Below are 18,418 nucleotides of genomic sequence, written 5' to 3' on the forward strand. Positions count from 1 at the left end.
GTCAGCGCCGCCCGCCGCTCTTCACGCCGCCGGCCGCGATGCGGACGGGCGCGGCGGTGCGCGCGATCGTCTGCAGCGCATAGTGCAGCTGGAAGTCCTCGATCCCCTGCTTCTTCAGCTGCTCGGGCGTTGCAGTGAAGCGCGGATCGGTCTTGTCGTCCTCTTCCAGCACCGAATTGTCGACCTTCGCCTCGTTGATCAGGTGGCGGCGCAGATCGGCCTCCCGGAAGGTCGGGCGCGTCTTGTAGTCGGGATCGCTGAGCTGCGGCACGGGCAGGTCGGGGTCGATCCCGCCTTCCTGCACCGAGCGGCCCGACGGGGTGTAGTAGCGGGCGGTGGTGAGCCGCAGCGCGGTGCGCGGGCCAAGCTGAAGCAGCGTCTGCACCGACCCCTTGCCGAAGGTCTTTTCGCCCAGCACCAGCGCGCGGTGATGGTCCTGCAGCGCACCGGCGACGATCTCGCTCGCCGAGGCGGTGCCGGCATCGACCAGCACGACCAGCGGCAGGCCGCGCGCCAGGTCGTCAGACTTGGCATACCAGCGTTCGATATCGGACTTGTCGCGCCCGCGTTGGCTGACGATCTCGCCATGCGCGAGGAAGGCGTCGGTCACCTCGATCGCCTGATTGAGCAGGCCGCCGCCATTGGCGCGCAGGTCGATGACATAGCCCTTGGGCTTGCCGCCGAGCTGGCGCTCGATCGCGGCGATGCCCGCCTTCATGTCCGCCGCGGTCGTCGCGCTGAAGGTGTTGATGTTGAGGATGCCGATGCCGTCCTTGACCTCCCACTTCACCGCCTTTTGCACGATGGTCTCGCGCGTCAGGGTGACATCGATCGGTTTTTCACGCCCGCGCCGCACGAGGCGCAGCGTGATCTTCGTCCCCGGCGCGCCGCGCATCTGGGTGGTCGCTTCGTCCAGTGTGCCGCCGTAAAGCAGCTTGTCGTCGATATGCGTGATATAGTCGCCGGCCTTGATGCCCGCGCGCCAGGCGGGGGTATCCTCGGTCGGGGTGACGACCTTTACCGCGCCGTCCTCCATCGTGACGGTAAGGCCGAGGCCGCCATAATTGCCCTCTGTCTGGAGGCGCAGATTGTCGAACGCGGCGGCATCGACATAGGAGCTGTGCGGATCGAGCGCGGCAAGCATGCCGTCGATCGCGCCCTTCATCAGCGTCTTGTCGTCGACCTTCTCGACATAGTCGGCCTTCACCCGCTGGTACACGTCCATGAACGCGTCGAGCTCGCGGTAGCTGGAGGTTTCGACATTCGCCATCGCGCCGGTCGTGATGGGCACGAGCGCGAGCGCGCCGACGGCGGCGGTGACTTGCAGGAAGGGACGGACCATGACGCGACTTTCCAGGGTTTGCCCCCAGGATAGACTGGATTGGCGGTGCCGCAAAGCGACAAGCGCAAGTCCGCCCTTGCGGGACGGCTGCGCACGATTAGCTCAGCTGCGCCACCCGCAGTGAAACTTTCTTGCATTCTGCGCCCTGCCTTCCCTACCGAGCCGGCGCAGGAGAAAGTTCAGTGACCGCAACGTTCGACGACCATTTTGATGCCATCGCCCGGCGGAACCCGGGCCAGAATGAATATCTGCAGGCCGTTCGCGAGGTGCTGCACAGCATCTGGCCCCATGTGCAACAGCACCGCCGTTATACCGAGCACGGACTGCTCGAGCGACTGGTCGAGCCCGAGCGGATCATCATCTTTCGCGTGGCGTGGGTCGACGATCGCGGCGAGACTCAGGTCAATCGCGGCTATCGCATCCAGCACAATTCGGCGATCGGCCCTTACAAGGGTGGCATTCGCTTCCACCCGACCGTCGACCTGTCGGTGCTCAAGTTCCTGGCGTTCGAACAGACGTTCAAGAACGCGCTGACCACCCTGCCGATGGGCGGTGGCAAGGGGGGCAGCGACTTCGACCCCAAGGGGAAGAGCCCGGGCGAAGTCATGCGATTCTGCCAGGCTTTCGCGAGCGAGCTGTTCCGCCATGTGGGGTCCGACACCGACGTGCCGGCGGGCGACATCGGCGTCGGCGCACGCGAAGTCGGTTTCATGGCCGGCATGATCAAGAAGCTCACGAACCGCGCCGACTGCGTGTTCACGGGCAAGGGGCTGAGCTTTGGCGGCTCGCTGATCCGTCCCGAGGCGACCGGCTATGGCACCGTCTATTTCGCGCAGGAAATGCTGCTTCACAGCGGCCGCTCGATCGAAGGACTTCGCGTGGCGGTGTCGGGGTCGGGCAATGTCGCGCAATATGCCGTCGAAAAGGCGATGGAACTGGGCGCAATCGTCGTCACCGTTTCCGATTCGAGCGGGACGATCATCGATGATGAGGGCTTCACCCCCGACAAGCTTGCCGAGCTGCAGGACGTCAAGAATCACCATTATGGCCGCGTCAGCGACTATGCGCAGCGCACCGGCGCGCGGTTCGAGGCGAGTACCAAGCCATGGAGCGTGGCATGCGATGTCGCGCTGCCGTGCGCGACGCAGAACGAGCTGAGCGGCGCGGACGCACGGATGTTGATCGCCAATGGCGTGATGTGCGTGGCCGAAGGCGCCAACATGCCCGCCACGGCCGAAGCGATCGCGGCGTTCGAGGCTGCGGGCGCGCTGTTCGGGCCGGGCAAGGCAAGTAACGCCGGTGGCGTCGCAACCTCTGGCCTGGAGATGAGCCAGAACGCGATGCGTCTGTCTTGGCCGCGCGAGGAAGTGGATGCGCGCCTGCTGGAGATCATGCGCGGCATCCATCGCGCGTGCCTGAACTATGGCGCGCGGCCCGACGGCACGGTCAGCTATGTGAACGGCGCGAATATTGCCGGTTTCGTCAAGGTCGCCGACGCAATGCTTGCCCAGGGCGTGATCTGACGCCCGCCCGGTCAATCCAGCAGTTGCGCGAGATCGACCGGGCGGCCCTGGCGGCGCAGTTCAACCGCGATGCGCGGCGATTCGGCAGCCTGGGGTGCGCGGCCGAGCGGGCTGCCCTGGATCAGCACGTCGCCGACGCGCACGGCGAGGCGATCAAGCCCGGTGACGAGCGAAGTCCATCCGCCGCCATGGTCGAGGATGACGATGTTGCCGTAGCGGCGGAAACGGCCGGCATAGACGACGCGCCCGCCGGTCGGCGCGACGACCTGTGCGCCAGGCCAGGTCGCGAGGGTGAGCCCGCGCGAGCGCACGCCTTCGGCCGAGACTTCGCCGAGGCCGGTGACGATCTGGCCGGCGACCGGCAGGCGATAAGGCGGTTGCGCGCTGCGGCGCGGCGCGGCGGCGGCGGCTTCGTCCTCGCCGCCGGGACGCGGGAGCGGGCCGGGTAGCGCCTCGAGCGCGGCGCGGGTCTGGGCGGCCTGGCCCAGCGAATCCATGAGATCGACCAGATCGCGCGCCTGTTCGCCCAGCGCCAGCGCGCGATCGGATTCGACCATGGCGGTGCGGCGGTAATCGGCCGAGCGCAGGCGATGCTCCGCCTCCAACTTCACCAGCGCGAGCCGTTCGTCCTCGAGCCGGGTGCGGGCGTCGCGCAGGCTCTGCTCGGCAAGCTGCGCCCCTTCGCGCAGGCGGCGGGTCCGATCGATCTCGCCGCGCACGCCGTCGGCGCGGGCGCGCACCACCGGCGCGACGGCGCCGAGCGCGGCGCGGACATGCACGATATCGGACGTCGAGCCCGGCTGGACGAGACCGAGCAGCGCCGGGCGACGCGCGAGCGATTGAAGCGCGGCGACGAGCCGCGCGATCGGGCCTTGCTGCTCGGCAAGGCGAACGCGCTGTTGCGCGAGCATGCGATCGACGATGGCAATGCGCGCGCGGGCGGCGGCGATCTGTGCCTCAGCCGCCTGGATGCTGGCAGCGACGGCCGCTTCGCGCGTGCCGGCGCGGCGCGCTTCGTCGCGCTCGGCGGCGGCGGCGCGTTGCAGCGCCTGCGCCCGTGCATCGGCCGCCTGCGCCGCGCGGTTGGCGATGGCCAGGCGAGCGCGCTGATCAACAAGATCGGGGGACTGGGCGAGCAGCGCGGTTGCGCCTGCCGCGGCAAGCAGGGCGGCGGCGGCGGCAAGGATCGGCCGGCGCACCGCTAACCCTCGCGGTGATAGGGGTGGTTGGCCAGGATGCTGGTCGCGCGCCACAATTGTTCGGCCAGCATGGCGCGCGCCATGAGGTGCGGCCAGGTCGCGCGACCGAAGGAGAGCAGCAGGTCGGCCTGCGCCCGCTCGGCATCGCCGAACCCGTCGGCCGCGCCGATCATGAATCGGCATTCGCGCACGCCATCGTCGCGCCACGCGCCGAGCTTGGCGGCGAGGACGCGCGAGGGCAGATTCTCGCCCAACTCGTCAAGCAGCACGCGGCGCGTGCCCGGCGCGAGATCGGGCAGCTTGCCGCCGGTATCGGGCAGCTCGGTGATCCGGTGCGGCCAGGTCACGCGCTTCATGTAGCGCGCGACAAGGTCGGCCTCCGGCCCGCGGCCGATGCGCCCGCGCGCGACGATGTGGAGGAGCATGGGTTCAGGCTTGGAGCTGGGTCGCCCTCACCCTTCCCACCGCCTGCGGCGGCGGGCCCCTTCCCTCTCCCGATGGGAGAGGGAGGGAGGTGCCGCAGGCACCGGAAGGGTGAGGGCCACCACCATGGATCTTACGCCGTGCCGCCCGGCCCGTCCCCGAACGCCCACATCCGTTCCAGATTGTAGAAGCTGCGCACTTCGGGGCGAAACAGGTGGACGATCACGTCGCCCGCGTCGATCAGCACCCAGTCGGCCGTGGGCAACCCCTCGATCCGCGGACTCTGACCGAACTCGGCCTTGATCTTCTCGGCCAGCTTCTGCGCCATCGACGCGACCTGGCGCGTCGAGCGACCGCTCGCCACCACCATGTAGTCGGCGATGCTGCTCTTGCCGGCGAGCGGGATCGAGACGGTTTCGACCGCCTGATCGTCGTCGAGCGAGGCCAGGATCAGCGCGTGCAGCGCGTTCGCGTCGTCACGCACGCCGCTTGCGGCGGAAGGCGTCTGCGACACGTCGGGGGATGCGTTCAAGAGGGCTCCTTGGTCAGCGATGTGCTGTTTGTTGAGGACGGCGCGTAACGCCGGTGCCAGGCAGGGTCGGCGGCGCGAAGCCGGGTCGCCGAAGTCGGATCAGGGCGGAAGCGCAACAGCACCAGGGCCGGCAAACTCCACTTCGTCCAGTTCTTCGCCTGGCCTGCGGGCCGCACATAGCGCCGCAGCCAACCCATTGCAGGACTTGCATGGGCGCGTGCATCATAGCCCGGGCGAGCGACCACCGCAATCGGAACTTGCCGCGCGATGGTACGCCAGCCTTTCCAGCGGTCGAACTGCGCGAGATTGTCGGCGCCCATCAGCCAAACGAAGCGATTTTTGGGGTAGCGGCGCGTCAGCTTGGTCAGCGTGTCCAGCGTGTAGCGGGTCTTCAGCTGCTGTTCGATCGCGGTGGGACGGATCGGCGCGTGCCGCGCGACCCGTCGCGCAGAGGCGAGCCGCGCGGCGAGCGGCGCCATGCCCTCGACCGGCTTTAGCGGATTGCCGGGCGAGACGAGCCACCACACCTCGTCCAGCTGCAGCGCGCGCAAGGCATGGAGCGAGATCGCGCGGTGCCCGCGATGCGCCGGGTTGAACGACCCGCCAAGGAGGCCGATGCGTTTCAAGCCAATGCGCTCAAGGCCGCGTCTGGCCCGTCCCGCGCACCACCCATTTGTAGGTCGTCAGCCCCTCAAGCGCGACTGGGCCGCGCGCGTGGAGGCGGCCGGTGGCGATGCCGATTTCGGCGCCAAGCCCGAACTCGCCGCCATCGGCGAACTGGGTCGAGGCGTTCCACATGACGATCGCGCTGTCGACGCCATTGAGGAAGCGTTCGGCGGTGGCGGCGTCCTGCGTGACGATCGCATCGGTATGGTGCGAGCCATGCGCGGCGATGTGCGCCATCGCGTCCTCCACGCCGTCGACTCGCTTCACCGAGAGAATCGCATCGAGATATTCGGTGTCCCAATCCGCATCGGTGGCGGGCACGATGCGCGGGTCGAGTGCGCGGATTTCCGCATCGCCGCGCAGTTCGCAGCCCTTGTCGAGCAATGCCGCCAGGATCGGCGCCGGATCGGCAAAGGCACGGTCGATCAGGAGCGTTTCGGTCGCGCCGCAGATGCCGGTCCGGCGCAGCTTGGCATTCACCGCAAGATCAAGCGCCATCGCCGGATCGGCCGCGCCGTCGATATAGCTGTGGTTGATCCCATCGAGATGCGCGAGCACGGGGACGCGCGCCTCGGCCTGAACGCGCGCGACCAGGCTCTTGCCGCCGCGCGGCACGACCATGTCGATCAGCCCTTCGGCCTTGAGCATCGCGCCCACGGCGGCGCGATCGGTGATCGGTACGAGCTGAACCGAGTCGGCCGGCAGGCCGGCCTGTGCCAGCCCGGCGGCGAAGGCGGCGTGGATCGCCCGATTGCTGTGCGCGGCTTCCGACCCGCCGCGCAGGATCGCGGCATTGCCGCTCATCACGCACAGCGCCGCCGCGTCAGCGGTGACGTTGGGACGGCTTTCATAGATGATGCCGATGACGCCGATCGGCACGCGCACGCGGGCGAGCTTCAAGCCGTTGGGCCGCTCGCTGGCGCTGATCGTCTCACCCACCGGATCGGGCAATGCGGCGACCGCCTCGACCCCCGCCGCTGCGCCTTCGAGACGGGCAGGATCGAGCCGCAGCCGGTCGAGCAGCGCGCCGGACAGGCCGTTCGCCTCGCCCGCCGCGACGTCCAGCGCGTTCGCGGCGAGGATGGCGTCCGCCTGCGTGCGCATCGCGGCGGCGGCGGCGCGCAATCCGTCGGCCTTGGCCGTGGTTGGCAGCCCGGCGAGCGATCCGGCGGCGGCACGGGCACGCCGGCCCATATCGGCGATCAGGGTCTCGGGGCTGCTGTCGGGCGTCTGGTCCATGCCCGCCCGCTATCACGCTGTTGCGCGAAAGTCCCTATCGCCTGCGCTTTGCCAAGCTGATAGCGTGGCTTCATGGGGGAATTCGACGCAGCGGGCGAGATCGTCAGCGGGGCCTTGCTGGGCCGCGCTGTGGAGCGGCGGCACGGGGAAACGCGGGGCGACGGCCATGGCGAGCATGGTGGATTGTGCCTGAACTGCGGCACCAGCCTGGTCGGGCCGCATTGCCATCGCTGCGGACAGGTCGGCCATGTGCATCGCACGATCGGCGCGATCGGGCACGAACTGCTGCATGGCGTCGTCCATTTCGAGGGGAAGCTGTGGCGCACGCTGCCGATGCTGGTCCTGCGGCCGGGCGAGTTGACGCGACGATATATCCATGGCGAGCGGGCGCATTTCGTCTCGCCGATGGCGATGTTCCTGTTTTCGGTCTTCACGATGTTCGCGGTGCTGCAGATCATGGGCGTCTCGCCCCCGGCCGAAGTCGGGACGACCGAGCAGTTCCGCAGCGGACTAAGCTTTGCGCTCGAGCAGACGAAGGATGCGTTGACCGACGCCCAGTCCGATCGCGCGAAGGCCGAGCCGGGGAGCGAACGCGCGGCCAAGCTGGACAAGCGCATCGCGGGGCTGAACGACGAGTTGAAGAAGCTGGAAGCGGTGCCGGTCTCGCTCAACAACACGCGACTGATCGGGGACAAGTTCACGACCGGCTGGCACCGGTTGGACAAGGGGATCGAGAAGGCGAACAAGAACCCGGGACTTGCGCTCTACAAGCTGCAGGCCAACAGCTATAAATTCAGCTGGGCGCTGATCCCGTTGTCGATCCCGTTCGTTTGGCTGCTGTTCGCGTGGCGGCGGCGGTACCATGGGTATGACCATGCGGTGTTCGTGACCTACTCGCTGGCGTTCATGTCGCTATTGTTCATCGTCCTGACGATCGCCGGCGCGGTGGGCGTGAGCATGGGATGGCTGGCGACGGTCGGCCTGATCGTGCCGCCGATCCACATCTTCTTCCAGATGAAGGGCGCCTATCGCCTGCGCGGGTGGAACGCGGCGCTGCGCACCTTCGTGCTGCTGCACCTCATCACGCTGGTCGTGCTGTTGTTCGGGCTGTTGCTGCTGGGGCTGGGCCTGGTCGGGTAGCGGTTCAGCGCAACGCGACCGTCAACGGCACGGATAGCGTTTCTTCATCATCGCGTAGAAGGCGGTTTTGGTGCTCATCCCGCGCTGTGGGAGGGGTATCGCTTCAAATTCGGCGAGAATGTCCTTGCTGCCGAGCTTTGCCTGGCCCTTGGCGGGCGGGCAGCTGTGCGGCACGCGACCGGCGGCGCGGGCGGACTCGATTTCGGCCCGATAGTCGGCGGCGACGCCCTTCATCTCGTTAGTCAGCAGCTTGATGTCCGGCGACCCCATCGCGAAGATGCCCTTCGCCTTGAGGCCGTTCACCTTGGCCAGGAATTGGGCCACGGTCATCGCCTGAGCCGTCGCCGGCAGCGCGAGCAAGGCAGCGATCAGCATCAGTTTACGCATGGCAGCTCTCCCGTTCGAGCGGCGATAGCCTGCGATTATGGCGCGGCTTGGGCGGCGGATGCCAAGCGGCGGCGACCAAAACGAAGCGGCCCGCTCTCATCGAGCGGGCCGCAGGGTATTCAACGAAGGACTGACCGGCTCAGGCGCCTTGCGGTGCCGGGTTTCCGAATGGCCCCTTCGGGCGTCGCGTGCGCGGGATCGCCGCACCGGCCGCCGCGATCGGTCGCGACGTCGTGCCGGGGTCCTGTCGGCCGATATCGCCGTCCGCGAGCAGCTTCTTGATTTCCTCGCCCGAGAGCGTTTCATATTCGAGCAGCGCGCCGGCCAGCGTGTGCAGCTGGTTGATATGCTCGGTCAGCACGTCGCGCGCGCGCTTGAGCCCGCCCTCGACCGTGGCGCGGATCTCGTGGTCGATCAGCTGCTGGGTCTCGTTCGACATGTGACGCGGTTGCGACGACGAATAGCCGAGGAAGGATTCGCCCTCGGGCTGGGCATATTCGACCGGGCCGACCTTGTCCGACATGCCCCATTTGGTGACCATGTCGCGGGCGAGGCCCGTGGCGTACTGAATGTCGCCCGACGCGCCCGACGAGACCTTGTCATAGCCGAAGATCACTTCCTCGGCGACGCGGCCGCCCATCGCGACGGCGAGGTTCGCGTACATCTTGTCACGGTGATAGGAATAGCTGTCGCGTTCCGGCAGGCGCATGACCATGCCCAGCGCACGGCCGCGCGGGATGATTGTCGCCTTGTGGATCGGATCCGATGCGGGTTCGTGCAGGGACACGATCGCGTGGCCGGCCTCGTGATAGGCGGTCATGCGCTTCTCGTCCTCGGTCATCACCATGGAACGGCGTTCCGCGCCCATCATGACCTTGTCCTTGGCCTCCTCGAACTCCTGCATCGCGACCAGGCGCTTGCTCTTGCGCGCGGCCATCAGGGCAGCTTCGTTGACGAGGTTGGCGAGATCGGCGCCCGAGAAGCCCGGCGTACCGCGCGCGATGGTGCGCGCGTCGACGTCCGGGGCCAGCGGCACCTTCTTCATATGGACCTGCAGGATCTTGACGCGGCCTTCGATGTCCGGGCGCGGCACGACGACCTGGCGGTCGAAGCGGCCCGGACGCAGCAGCGCGGGATCGAGCACGTCGGGACGGTTGGTCGCCGCGACGATGATGATGCCTTCGTTCGCCTCGAAGCCGTCCATCTCGACCAGCAGCTGGTTCAGCGTCTGTTCGCGCTCGTCATTGCCGTTGCCCAGGCCCGCGCCGCGATGACGGCCGACCGCGTCGATTTCGTCGATGAAGACGATGCACGGCGCGCTCTTCTTGGCCTGTTCGAACATGTCGCGCACGCGGCTGGCGCCGACGCCGACGAACATCTCGACGAAGTCCGAGCCCGAGATGGTGAAGAACGGCACGCCCGCTTCACCCGCGATCGCGCGGGCGAGCAGCGTCTTGCCGGTGCCGGGCGAGCCGACCAGCAGCGCGCCCTTCGGGATCTTGCCGCCGAGCTTGGCAAACTTGGTCGGATCCTTCAGGAACTCGACGACTTCCTCCAGCTCCTCGCGCGCTTCGTCGATGCCGGCGACGTCGTCGAACGTGACCTTGCCTTCCTTTTGAGTCAGCAGCTTTGCGCGCGACTTGCCGAAGCCCATCGCGCCCGATCCGCTGTTCTTCTGCATCTGGCGCAGCACGAAGAAGGCGATGCCGAGGAAGAGCAGGAAGGGCAGCGAGTTGTAGAGGATATAGAGCCAGACGGAGGGCTGTTCCTCGGGCCGCGCGCTGATCGTCACGCCCTTTTCGCGCAGCACGGGGACGAGCTGCGGGTCGGGAATCGCGTTGGTGCGGAACTTCGCATCGTTGGTATAGGTGCCGGTGATGACCGTCGGGCTGATGCTGACGTCCTTGACCTCGCCAGCCTCGACCTTGTCGAGGAACTGCGAATAGGGGACGGTCGCGCCCGGCGCTTGCGCCGTGCCGCCGTTGAACAGCGTGACGAACAGCGCCAGCGCCGCGAGGATGCCCACCCAGATCAGCAGGCTCTTCATCCACGGATTGCCGTTGTTGTCGGGGCCGTCGTGCTTCGGACCGTTCGGCTTGTTATCGTCGTTCATCGATTTCCAGCAGGTGCAATGAGTCGAAGCTAAGATAGGCACTCGCAGGTTAATGGCAACGGAACAGCTTCGATCAGTGTGATCGACGCGCCGGGGCGAGGGTGAGGTGCCAGATGTTGCGCCTGGGCGTGACGAGGATGCCGGCCTGAGTTGCGGCGCGGCCGGCGTCCAGCGCGTCGAGCAGCGCCTCGACATTGCTTGCCGCGGAAAAGGGCGGGGCGGTCACATCGTGCCGCTCGCGAGCGTCGGCGATGGCGTGCCGCACGAGCCGGCGCTGAACCTCGCGCGGCAGGCCGGCGGCGTCGAGCTTGCCCTTGGCGGGCGACCAGCGTTCGGCGGCGATCCCCTCCACCAATGTGGCAAGCGCGGCGTCGGTTTCCTCGATATGCGCAGCCGCCGCCGCGAGCGCGCCGGCAGAGAGCAGCGACTGGTCAGTGAGGAAAGCGCGATAGCGGGTGCGATCGTGGCGCGGGTCGATATTGCTCGGGTCCTCGGCCCAGACGATCCCCGCCGCCTGCGCCACGTCGCGCAACTCACGACGCCGCCAGCGGAGCAGCGGGCGCAGGATAAGCGTGGCTCGGCTGTGTCGGTACGGGCGAATGCCGCTGAGCCCGGTAATGCCCGAGGCGCGGTTCAGGCGCATCAGCAGCGTTTCGGCCTGATCGTCGGCGTGATGGGCGGTGAGCAGGATGCCGACGCCCTGGCCGGCCATCCAGCGTTCGAGCGCGGTATAGCGGGCGGCACGTGCCTGTTTCTGGAGGCTGCTGCCAGCGATCGGATCAAGCGGCGTCAGCGTCGCATGCGGCACGTCGAGCCGCGCGCACAGCGCCGCGACCAGCGCGGCTTCGGCCGCGGCATCGGCGCGCAGGCGGTGGTCGACCGTGGCAGCGACGATCCGGCCGGGAAAGGCGGCGGCGGCGAGCAGCAGCATCGCCATGCTGTCGCTGCCACCCGAGACCGCCAGAGCGAGGCTCCTGTCACGGATCGCGTCACCGATCGCGTCGCCGATCGCGTCGCCGAGCGCTTCGCCGGTCGCGCGGCGGTGAAGGCGGTCGAGATCGGCACGAAACCGGTCGACCAGCCCGGCGTCCGGCCGGGCAACCGGAGCCGTCAGCTCACTTGCACTTGCTGGCGGAGCGGCCGGTCGCGACATCCATCTTCAACCCTGCCGAGAGGCGATCGCCATAGACTTGCTGAAGCTCGTCATAGACCTTGCACACCTCGCTCGCCGGCTTCTTCATCTTCACCAGCGCCTGCGCGAGATAATAGAGCGAGTCCGGCGCGCGGTCGCCGTTCGGCATCTTCTGATAGCCTTCGAAGAAGGCGGTCGCGGCCATTGCCGGCTTGCCCTGGTCGAGCAATGCGCGGCCAAGCAGGTTCTGCGCATAGCTCGCGCGGCGATGGCTGGGGTATTTCTGCACAACCTGGCGCAGCTCGGCCACGGCGGCGTCATATTGCTTGGCCTGCCACAGGCGGAAGCCATAGACATAGCCATCCTCGGCCGGATCGCTGGAGCTCGGGCGCTCGACCCCGGCCACGGGCACGGAGGCGGGGATTACCGGGCCGCCCTGCGCAGGACGAGCCGCCGGCGGGCGGGTCGATCCGGTCGCGGCGCCGGCAGCTTCGTTGCTCACGGCCGAGTTCGTGTCTTCCAGCGCCTTGAGCCGGGCGTCGGTCGAGCGCTTATATGCGGTGAACGCATCCTCGAGCTGGCGCAGCTTGAACTGCGATTGCTCGACCTGCCCGGTCAGCGACTGGACGCTGGATTCAAGCGCGGCAACGCGAGCGGTGAGGTCGGTGACGGCGCTGCCGGCAGGGACGCCGGGTACGGTGCTGGGCTGCTGCGGTGCGGTGATCTGCGGTTCGACCGTCTGGCCTGCGCCGCCGGGAAATACCTTGCGCTGCACCGCGCGCATCTCACGCTCGAGCCGATCGACGCGACCCTCGACGCCGAGCTGCGCGCTCGATCGTCCGGTCTGCGCCGCGACCGGCAGCGATGCCGCCGCAAGCGCGGCCACAGCCGCCATGGTTGCCATCAAACGCATTGCAACACCCCCCACAGGCGCGAAGTTACTGAACGCCATATACATCTCACATCGATCCTGTCGCCACGCTTTACGGTTCGGCGACGTTATTCGCAAAGGCGGGCGGAAGCGCCGGCGCCGGGCGGCTTGGCGGCGTCGCGGTTGCGGCGGGGCGCGGCGTCGGCGACGGGTTCGCGGCTGGTGAAGGCGGCGCGGCGGCGGTTGCGCGGGCGAGCAGGGCGGCCGCGCTGATCGGCACGTCCTTCACCGCGCGCCCGGCCGGGCCGAGCGGCGCGACGTTCGAGCCGTTGACGCTGACCTGAAGCGATTCCGGCCGGCCGACATTGATCATCGGCCCATTGGCGTCGGCGGGCACGTCATAACGCTCGCCCGCCGCCATCTCCTTTTCGAACAGGCGCGTGCCGGTCGCGTCATAGATGCGCAGCCATACCGGCTCGGTCGCAGTGAGCGTGACCTGGCCGCCCGCCGGCGTCGGGGTGGTGGCGGCACTGGGCGCGGCGCTGGCCGAAGCGGTCGGCTGTGGCTCGGGCGGCGCGTCACTGCCGCCCCTGAACCAGTCGGTGCCGTACCAGATGCCGACGCCGATCACGAGCAAGGCCGCAACGATGCCGCCGATCCAGACAAGAGCGCTCGACGGCTCGCGCACCGGGTCCTGCGGGTCGTAGCGCTCGTAGACCGGGCGTTCGGCAAAGCTGCTGGCGGTTTCGGCGCGCAGCGCGCGGGCGAGCGCCACCTCGTCCGCGCCGACCGCGCGGGCATAGGCGCGCACGAAGCCGACGGCATAGGTGGGCGAGGGGAGACCGGAATAGTCCGACGTCTCGATCGCCTCCAGATGTCGCAGCGGCACGCGCGTGCGCGCGGCGATTTCGGACAGCGCCATGCCGTGCGCCATGCGCGCTTCGCGCAGCCTGTCGCCCACCTTTGCGGGTAGAAGCGTCGCGTTGTCGCCGGGTTCGCCGTCCATCAATTCGCTCCGGGAGACTGGGGGTGTTCGAGCCGCGCGAGGGGTGTCCGATACTGCCTGCGCGGTGTCAACGCCGGCCCGGCTAAAATGCGGCGGGCCGGACGGTGTTACGCGCTCGCCGGACGAATTCGCTCAGGCCGAAATCGGGCAAGTTCAGGCAAGCTCGACCTGCTGCGCTTCGGCCCAGTCGCGCAAGGCCGAGCGCAGGTTCGCGGGCGGCTTGGCGAGCAGTTGCGCCATCGCCTGCGTCACCGCCGCGCGATCGAGCGAGCGGACCATCGCCTTGATCGGACCGACCGCTGCAGGCGTGATCGACAGGCGGTCGATGCCGAGCCCGATCAGCGCCATCGCCTCGAGCGGCCGTCCGCCCATTTCGCCGCACACCGCGATCGGCACGCCGGCGGCATTTGCCTCGGCCGTCACGCGGCGCAGGAAGCGCAGGATCGAGGGGCTGAGCCAGTCGTAGCGGACGGCCAGCCGTGGATGTGCGCGGTCGGCGGCGAACAGGAATTGCGTGAGATCGTTGGTGCCGATCGACAGGAAGTCGAGCTTGGGCAGCAGGATGTCGAGGACCTCGGCAAGCGCGGGTACTTCGAGCATCGCCCCGTAGCGGACGTGGAGCGGCAATTTGTGTCCGCGCGCTTCCAGCCAGGTGCGCTGGCTTTCGAACAGGGTGCGCGCCTCGTCGAACTCCCAGGGTTCGGAGACCATCGGGAACATGACACTGAGCGTGCGCCCGGCGGCCGCTTCGAGCAGAGCACGCGCCTGAACCTTCATCAGGCCTTCGCGATCGAGCGCGAGGCGCAGCGCGCGCCAGCCCATCGCGGGATTTTCCTCGTCGCCATTCTCGTCATGGTCGAGATAGGGAAGCGCCTTGTCGCCGCCGATATCGACCGTGCGGAAGGTGACCGGGCGGTCGCCGGCGGCGTCCAGCACGTCGCGATAGAGCCGCCGCTGCCCCTCGCGCTGGGGCAGGGTCGCGGAGATGAGGAACTGAAATTCGGTGCGGAACAGCCCGATGCCGTCGGCGCCGGTGAGGTCGAGCGCCGCCACATCGTCGCGCAGCCCGGCATTGACCATCACGGTGATGCGCTGGCCGTCCTTCGTGACCGGCACTTCGCCCTTGAGCGCTGCGAACGCCGCGCGGCGCTTCTGCGTGACCAGCAGCTTCGCCTCGAACGCTTCCTCCATCGCCGAAGTCGGGCGGATGACCAGCGTGTCCTCACTCACGTCGAGCAGCAGGCGGTCGCCTTCCGCGATCAGGCGGCGGATATCCTTGACGCGGCCCAGCACCGGCACGCCCATTGCGCGCGCGACGATGGTGACGTGCGCGGTGAGCGAGCCTTCCTCGAGCACCACGCCCTTCAGACGCCGCCGGTCATATTCGAGCAGCTCGGCCGGGCCGAGATTGCGCGCGATCAGGATCGAATCCTGTCGCAATCCCATTTGCGCGGCGGTGCCAAGCTGGCCGGAGACGATACGCAGCAACCGGTTGGACAGATCCTCAAGATCGTGCATGCGATCGCGCAGCAGCGGGTCGTCGATCTCGCGCATCCGCATCCGCGTGCGCTGCTGCACCCGCTCGATCGCGGCTTCGGCGGTCAGGCCTGAATCGATCGCCTCGTTGATGCGACGGCCCCAGCCCTCGTCATAGGCGAACATCTTGTAGGTCTCGAGGATCTCCTCATGCTCGCCGCCGACACCGAATTCGGCCTGGCTGGTCATGCGGTCGATCTGTTCGCGCATCTTGTCGAACGCGGCATAGACGCGGTGGCGCTCGGCCTCGGTATCCTCGGCCACCGTGTGCTCGATGGTGATGCGCGGCTGGTGGAAGACGGCGGCGCCCACCGCCATGCCGTCGACCAGCTTGAACCCCGTGACGCGCGCGGTTGCGGTCGATTGCACGCGCGCCGACCCGCCGCCGGCCTCGTCGACCAAGCCGGCGTTGGCGATGAGTTCGGACAGCACCATCGCGACGGTTTGCAGCGCCTCGATCTCGACGCCTTCATATTTGCGCGACTCGGCATGCTGCACGGCGAGCACGCCGACCGCGCGCTCCTTGCGGATAATCGGCACGCCGGCGAAGCTGTGAAACGCCTCCTCGCCCGTTTCGGGCCGATAGGCGAAGTCGGGATGGGCGGCAGCTTCGTCGAGGTTCAGCGTCTCGACATCCTCGGCGATCGTGCCGACCAGTCCCTCGCCCAGCGCCAGCTTGGTGACGTGCACCGCCTCTTGCGCCAGGCCGCGCGTGGCGAACAGTTCCAGCACCCCTTCGCGCAGCAGGTAGATCGAGCAGACCTCGCTATGCAGCGCCTCGCCGATGATGTTGACGACGGAGTTGAGCTTGGCCTGCGCCGCCGATCGCGACGCCATCACGTCGTGCAACCGGGTCAGGATTTCACGAGCGGACGCGGCGGCGGAAAGGGTCATGACGCAGGGCTAACAGATTGCGGAGAGCCGCGCCACAACGTGGCTGAAGCTCTGGCAATCGTCAGGCGGCGCTTTTTTCCAGCGCCTGTGCGGCCTCGGCCATCAGCTGGACGATGATGTCGGCGACCGGTTCCTCACGGGTCACCATGCCGACCGACTGGCCGGCCATCAGCGAGCCGTTGTCGACATCGCCATCGATCACCGCGCGGCGGAGCGCCCCGGCCCAGTAATGTTCGATCTGCAGCTGTGCCTCGGCCATCGCGACGGTGCCTTCGTCGAGCGCCTGCGCGACTTCGCGCTGCTTGGCGGTGAACAGTTCGCTGCCGGCATTCTTGAGCGCCCGGACGGGGATGACCGGCAGGCGCGGATCGATCTGCACGCTGGCCACGGCATCACGAGCGCTGGCGCGGAAGAAGGCTTTCTTGAAATTGGCGTGCGCGATGCTCTCGGTGGCGCAGGCGAAGCGCGTGCCGAGCTGAACGCCGGCGGCGCCCATGTCGAGATAGCCGGCGATCGCCTCGCCGCGCCCGATGCCGCCGGCGACGAACACCGGCACTTGCGCCGCGACCTCGGGCAGGATTTCCTGCGCCAGCACGCTGGTGGAAACCGGGCCGATATGGCCGCCGGCCTCCATCCCCTCGACCACCAGCGCGTCGACGCCGGAGCGGATCAGCTTCTTGGCGAGGCTGAGCGCGGGAGCGAAGCAGATCAGCTTGGCGCCATTGCCCTTGATCGCGTCGAGCGACCCGGCCGGCGGCAGGCCACCGGCCAGCACGATATGCGTGACGTCGTGCTTGGCGCACACCGCGATCAGGTCGAACAGCTGCGGGTGCATGGTGATGAGATTGACGCCGAATGGCTGATCGGTCAGCGCCTTCGTGCCGGCAATTTCGGCATCGAGCAGTTCGGGCGTCATCGCGCCGCACGCGATCAGGCCAAATCCCCCCGCGTTGGAGATTGCCGAAACGAGGTTGCGCTCGCTCACCCACGACATCGCGCCGCACAGGATCGCGGTCTTGCTGCCCAGAAACTCGACGCCGCGCGCCATGCGGCGTGCCAGCCGCTCTTCACCGATGCTCATCGGCCGGGCCTAGCCGCGCGCGGCGGTCTTAGGCAAGCGCCGCGTCAGGCTGCGTCCGCTTCGGGCGCGTCGAGGCCATAGGCGGTGTGGAGCACGCGGACGGCGAGTTCGGTTTCGTCCTCGTGGATCAGCACGCTCACCTTGATCTCGCTGGTCGTGATGGCGAGGATGTTGATGCGCCGCTCGCCAAGCGTCTCGAACATCGTCGCGGCGACGCCGGCGTGGCTGCGCATGCCGACGCCGACAACGCTGATCTTCGCGACCTTGGTATCGTGGACCAGATCGTCATAGCCGATCCGCGCCTTGTTCCGCTGCAGCACGTCGAGCGCGCGGGCCAGTTCGGCGCGCGGCACGGTGAAGGTCACGTCGGTCGATCCGGTGGCGTGCGCGATATTCTGCACGATCATGTCGACGTTGATCCCCGCCTCTGCCAGCGGGGTGAAGATGTGCCCCACGGCGCCCGGACGGTCGGGCACGTTGGTCAGCGTGACCTTTGCCTCGTTGCGATCGGCGGCGATGCCGGTGATGAGCTGGCGTTCCACGTCGTTGATCTCCTCTTCGCCGACGATCATCGTGCCGCGATGGCCGTTTTCGTCGCGATTGTCCTCAAGCGAGGACAGCACGCGCACGCGCACGCCCTCCTTCATCGCCAGGCCGACCGAGCGGGTCTGGAGCACCTTGGCCCCGACGCTCGCCAGCTCAAGCATCTCCTCATACGTCACCTTGCTGAGCTTGCGCGCGCGCGGGACGATGCGCGGATCGGTGGTGTAGACGCCGTCGACATCGGTGTAGATGTCGCAGCGATCGGCGTTCATCGCCGCCGCGACCGCCACCGCGCTGGTGTCCGATCCGCCGCGACCGAGCGTGGTGACGCGGTTCTCCTCGCTCAGCCCCTGAAAGCCGGGGATCACCGCGACATGGCCGTCGGCGAGGCTGGCGTTCAGCGCCACGGTATCGATCGTGCCGATCCGCGCGCTGGCATATGCGTTGCTGGTGTGGATCGGCAGCTGCCAACCGAGCCACGAGCGCGCCGGCACGCCGATCGCCTGAAGCGCAATGGCGAGCAACCCGCTGGTGACCTGTTCGCCGGACGAGACGACCACATCATATTCGCGCAGGTCGTAGAGCGGCGAGGCTTCCTTGCAGAAGCCGACAAGCCGGTCGGTCTCTCCCGACATTGCCGAGACGACGACGGCAACCTGGTTGCCCGCCTCCCATTCCGTCTTCACGCGATTGGCGACGTTGCGAATCCGCTCGATGCCCGCCATCGACGTGCCACCGAACTTCATCACGATGCGTGCCATTGGTGTCCTGCCCCTCTTGGGTGAGTGTCG

At 68.0% G+C, this 18,418-nt stretch carries 16 protein-coding genes; 2 read left to right on the forward strand and 14 right to left on the reverse strand.

From position 1 onward, the window contains the following. Nucleotide 1: 1 nt before the first annotated feature. Nucleotides 2–1,342 (reverse strand): S41 family peptidase, encoded by a 1,341-nt coding sequence (locus BFL28_RS08205; RefSeq protein ID WP_069320100.1) that lies wholly within the window; start codon nucleotides 1,340–1,342, stop codon nucleotides 2–4. A gap of 182 nt (nucleotides 1,343–1,524) precedes the next feature. On the opposite strand from BFL28_RS08205, the gene gdhA reads away from it, so the two are divergent. Beyond that, nucleotides 1,525–2,865 carry an NADP-specific glutamate dehydrogenase gene (gene gdhA / locus BFL28_RS08210; protein WP_069320101.1) on the forward strand — a complete coding sequence of 447 codons (1,341 nt, stop codon included), beginning with the start codon at nucleotides 1,525–1,527 and terminating at the stop codon, nucleotides 2,863–2,865. Between the two features lie 11 nt (nucleotides 2,866–2,876). Here the strand turns inward: gdhA and BFL28_RS08215 are convergent, their stop codons facing one another. From BFL28_RS08215 to BFL28_RS08235, 5 genes are all read right to left on the reverse strand, one after another. After that, entirely contained in the window at nucleotides 2,877–4,064 is a 1,188-nt protein-coding gene (locus BFL28_RS08215; protein ID WP_069320102.1) for a murein hydrolase activator EnvC family protein, read from the reverse strand. Between the two features lie 2 nt (nucleotides 4,065–4,066). After that, nucleotides 4,067–4,489 carry a 23S rRNA (pseudouridine(1915)-N(3))-methyltransferase RlmH gene (locus BFL28_RS08220; protein ID WP_069320103.1) on the reverse strand — a complete coding sequence of 141 codons (423 nt, stop codon included), beginning with the start codon at nucleotides 4,487–4,489 and terminating at the stop codon, nucleotides 4,067–4,069. A 131-nt stretch (nucleotides 4,490–4,620) separates the two neighbouring features. After that, nucleotides 4,621–5,001, reverse strand: a complete 381-nt coding sequence (rsfS, locus tag BFL28_RS08225) for a ribosome silencing factor (RefSeq protein WP_173655711.1) — start codon at nucleotides 4,999–5,001, stop codon at nucleotides 4,621–4,623. 14 nt (nucleotides 5,002–5,015) lie between these two features. Next, the gene (locus tag BFL28_RS08230; protein ID WP_069320104.1) at nucleotides 5,016–5,645 is read right to left on the reverse strand and encodes a nicotinate-nucleotide adenylyltransferase; all 630 of its coding nucleotides are present in this window, start codon (nucleotides 5,643–5,645) and stop codon (nucleotides 5,016–5,018) included. Nucleotides 5,646–5,655: 10 nt separating this feature from the next. Then, the gene (locus BFL28_RS08235; protein WP_069320105.1) at nucleotides 5,656–6,924 is read right to left on the reverse strand and encodes a glutamate-5-semialdehyde dehydrogenase; all 1,269 of its coding nucleotides are present in this window, start codon (nucleotides 6,922–6,924) and stop codon (nucleotides 5,656–5,658) included. A 72-nt stretch (nucleotides 6,925–6,996) separates the two neighbouring features. Here BFL28_RS08235 and BFL28_RS08240 point away from each other — a divergent pair, with 72 nt between their 5' ends. Beyond that, on the forward strand, nucleotides 6,997–8,064 hold the full coding sequence (locus BFL28_RS08240; RefSeq protein WP_069320106.1) for a DUF3667 domain-containing protein: 1,068 nt from the start codon (nucleotides 6,997–6,999) through the stop codon (nucleotides 8,062–8,064). Between the two features lie 21 nt (nucleotides 8,065–8,085). On the opposite strand, the gene BFL28_RS08245 is transcribed toward BFL28_RS08240, so the two are convergent. The 8 genes from BFL28_RS08245 to BFL28_RS08280 all read right to left on the reverse strand — a co-directional run bounded on the left by BFL28_RS08245 (nucleotide 8,086) and on the right by BFL28_RS08280 (nucleotide 18,388). Then, nucleotides 8,086–8,451, reverse strand: coding sequence for a hypothetical protein (locus BFL28_RS08245; protein WP_079247026.1), 366 nt, complete (start codon nucleotides 8,449–8,451; stop codon nucleotides 8,086–8,088). Nucleotides 8,452–8,590: 139 nt separating this feature from the next. Beyond that, nucleotides 8,591–10,564, reverse strand: a complete 1,974-nt coding sequence (ftsH, locus tag BFL28_RS08250; RefSeq protein WP_069320107.1) for an ATP-dependent zinc metalloprotease FtsH — start codon at nucleotides 10,562–10,564, stop codon at nucleotides 8,591–8,593. A 73-nt stretch (nucleotides 10,565–10,637) separates the two neighbouring features. Then, nucleotides 10,638–11,717 (reverse strand): tRNA lysidine(34) synthetase TilS, encoded by a 1,080-nt coding sequence (gene tilS, locus BFL28_RS08255; protein ID WP_079247027.1) that lies wholly within the window; start codon nucleotides 11,715–11,717, stop codon nucleotides 10,638–10,640. Further along, nucleotides 11,680–12,591, reverse strand: a complete 912-nt coding sequence (locus BFL28_RS08260; protein WP_338152246.1) for a tetratricopeptide repeat protein — start codon at nucleotides 12,589–12,591, stop codon at nucleotides 11,680–11,682. The genes tilS and BFL28_RS08260 overlap by 38 nt, the downstream gene beginning before the upstream one ends. 88 nt (nucleotides 12,592–12,679) lie before the next feature. Continuing rightward, nucleotides 12,680–13,573, reverse strand: a complete 894-nt coding sequence (locus BFL28_RS08265) for a helix-turn-helix domain-containing protein (RefSeq protein ID WP_069320109.1) — start codon at nucleotides 13,571–13,573, stop codon at nucleotides 12,680–12,682. Between the two features lie 153 nt (nucleotides 13,574–13,726). Beyond that, a complete protein-coding gene (ptsP, locus tag BFL28_RS08270; protein ID WP_069320110.1) occupies nucleotides 13,727–16,003 on the reverse strand; it encodes a phosphoenolpyruvate--protein phosphotransferase in 2,277 nt (758 codons plus the stop codon). Nucleotides 16,004–16,064: 61 nt separating this feature from the next. Continuing rightward, nucleotides 16,065–17,084, reverse strand: coding sequence for an NAD(P)H-dependent flavin oxidoreductase (locus BFL28_RS08275; protein WP_069320111.1), 1,020 nt, complete (start codon nucleotides 17,082–17,084; stop codon nucleotides 16,065–16,067). A 44-nt stretch (nucleotides 17,085–17,128) separates the two neighbouring features. Next, on the reverse strand, nucleotides 17,129–18,388 hold the full coding sequence (locus tag BFL28_RS08280) for an aspartate kinase (protein WP_069320112.1): 1,260 nt from the start codon (nucleotides 18,386–18,388) through the stop codon (nucleotides 17,129–17,131). Nucleotides 18,389–18,418: the final 30 nt, after the last annotated feature.

This window comes from Sphingomonas turrisvirgatae (assembly GCF_001721295.1).
Lineage (GTDB): Bacteria > Pseudomonadota > Alphaproteobacteria > Sphingomonadales > Sphingomonadaceae > Sphingomonas > Sphingomonas turrisvirgatae.

Coding starts and splice junctions, on each gene's coding strand:
- BFL28_RS08205 (WP_069320100.1), bottom strand. CDS start 1,342: ATGGTCCGTCCCTTCCTGCAAGTCACCGCCGCCGTCGGCGCGCTCGCG.
- BFL28_RS08220 (WP_069320103.1), bottom strand. CDS start 4,489: ATGCTCCTCCACATCGTCGCGCGCGGGCGCATCGGCCGCGGGCCGGAG.
- BFL28_RS08235 (WP_069320105.1), bottom strand. CDS start 6,924: ATGGACCAGACGCCCGACAGCAGCCCCGAGACCCTGATCGCCGATATG.
- BFL28_RS08240 (WP_069320106.1), top strand. CDS start 6,997: ATGGGGGAATTCGACGCAGCGGGCGAGATCGTCAGCGGGGCCTTGCTG.
- BFL28_RS08245 (WP_079247026.1), bottom strand. CDS start 8,451: ATGCGTAAACTGATGCTGATCGCTGCCTTGCTCGCGCTGCCGGCGACG.
- ftsH (WP_069320107.1), bottom strand. CDS start 10,564: ATGAACGACGATAACAAGCCGAACGGTCCGAAGCACGACGGCCCCGAC.
- tilS (WP_079247027.1), bottom strand. CDS start 11,717: ATGTCGCGACCGGCCGCTCCGCCAGCAAGTGCAAGTGAGCTGACGGCT.
- BFL28_RS08260 (WP_338152246.1), bottom strand. CDS start 12,591: ATGGCGGCTGTGGCCGCGCTTGCGGCGGCATCGCTGCCGGTCGCGGCG.
- BFL28_RS08265 (WP_069320109.1), bottom strand. CDS start 13,573: ATGGACGGCGAACCCGGCGACAACGCGACGCTTCTACCCGCAAAGGTG.
- ptsP (WP_069320110.1), bottom strand. CDS start 16,003: ATGACCCTTTCCGCCGCCGCGTCCGCTCGTGAAATCCTGACCCGGTTG.
- BFL28_RS08275 (WP_069320111.1), bottom strand. CDS start 17,084: ATGAGCATCGGTGAAGAGCGGCTGGCACGCCGCATGGCGCGCGGCGTC.
- BFL28_RS08280 (WP_069320112.1), bottom strand. CDS start 18,388: ATGGCACGCATCGTGATGAAGTTCGGTGGCACGTCGATGGCGGGCATC.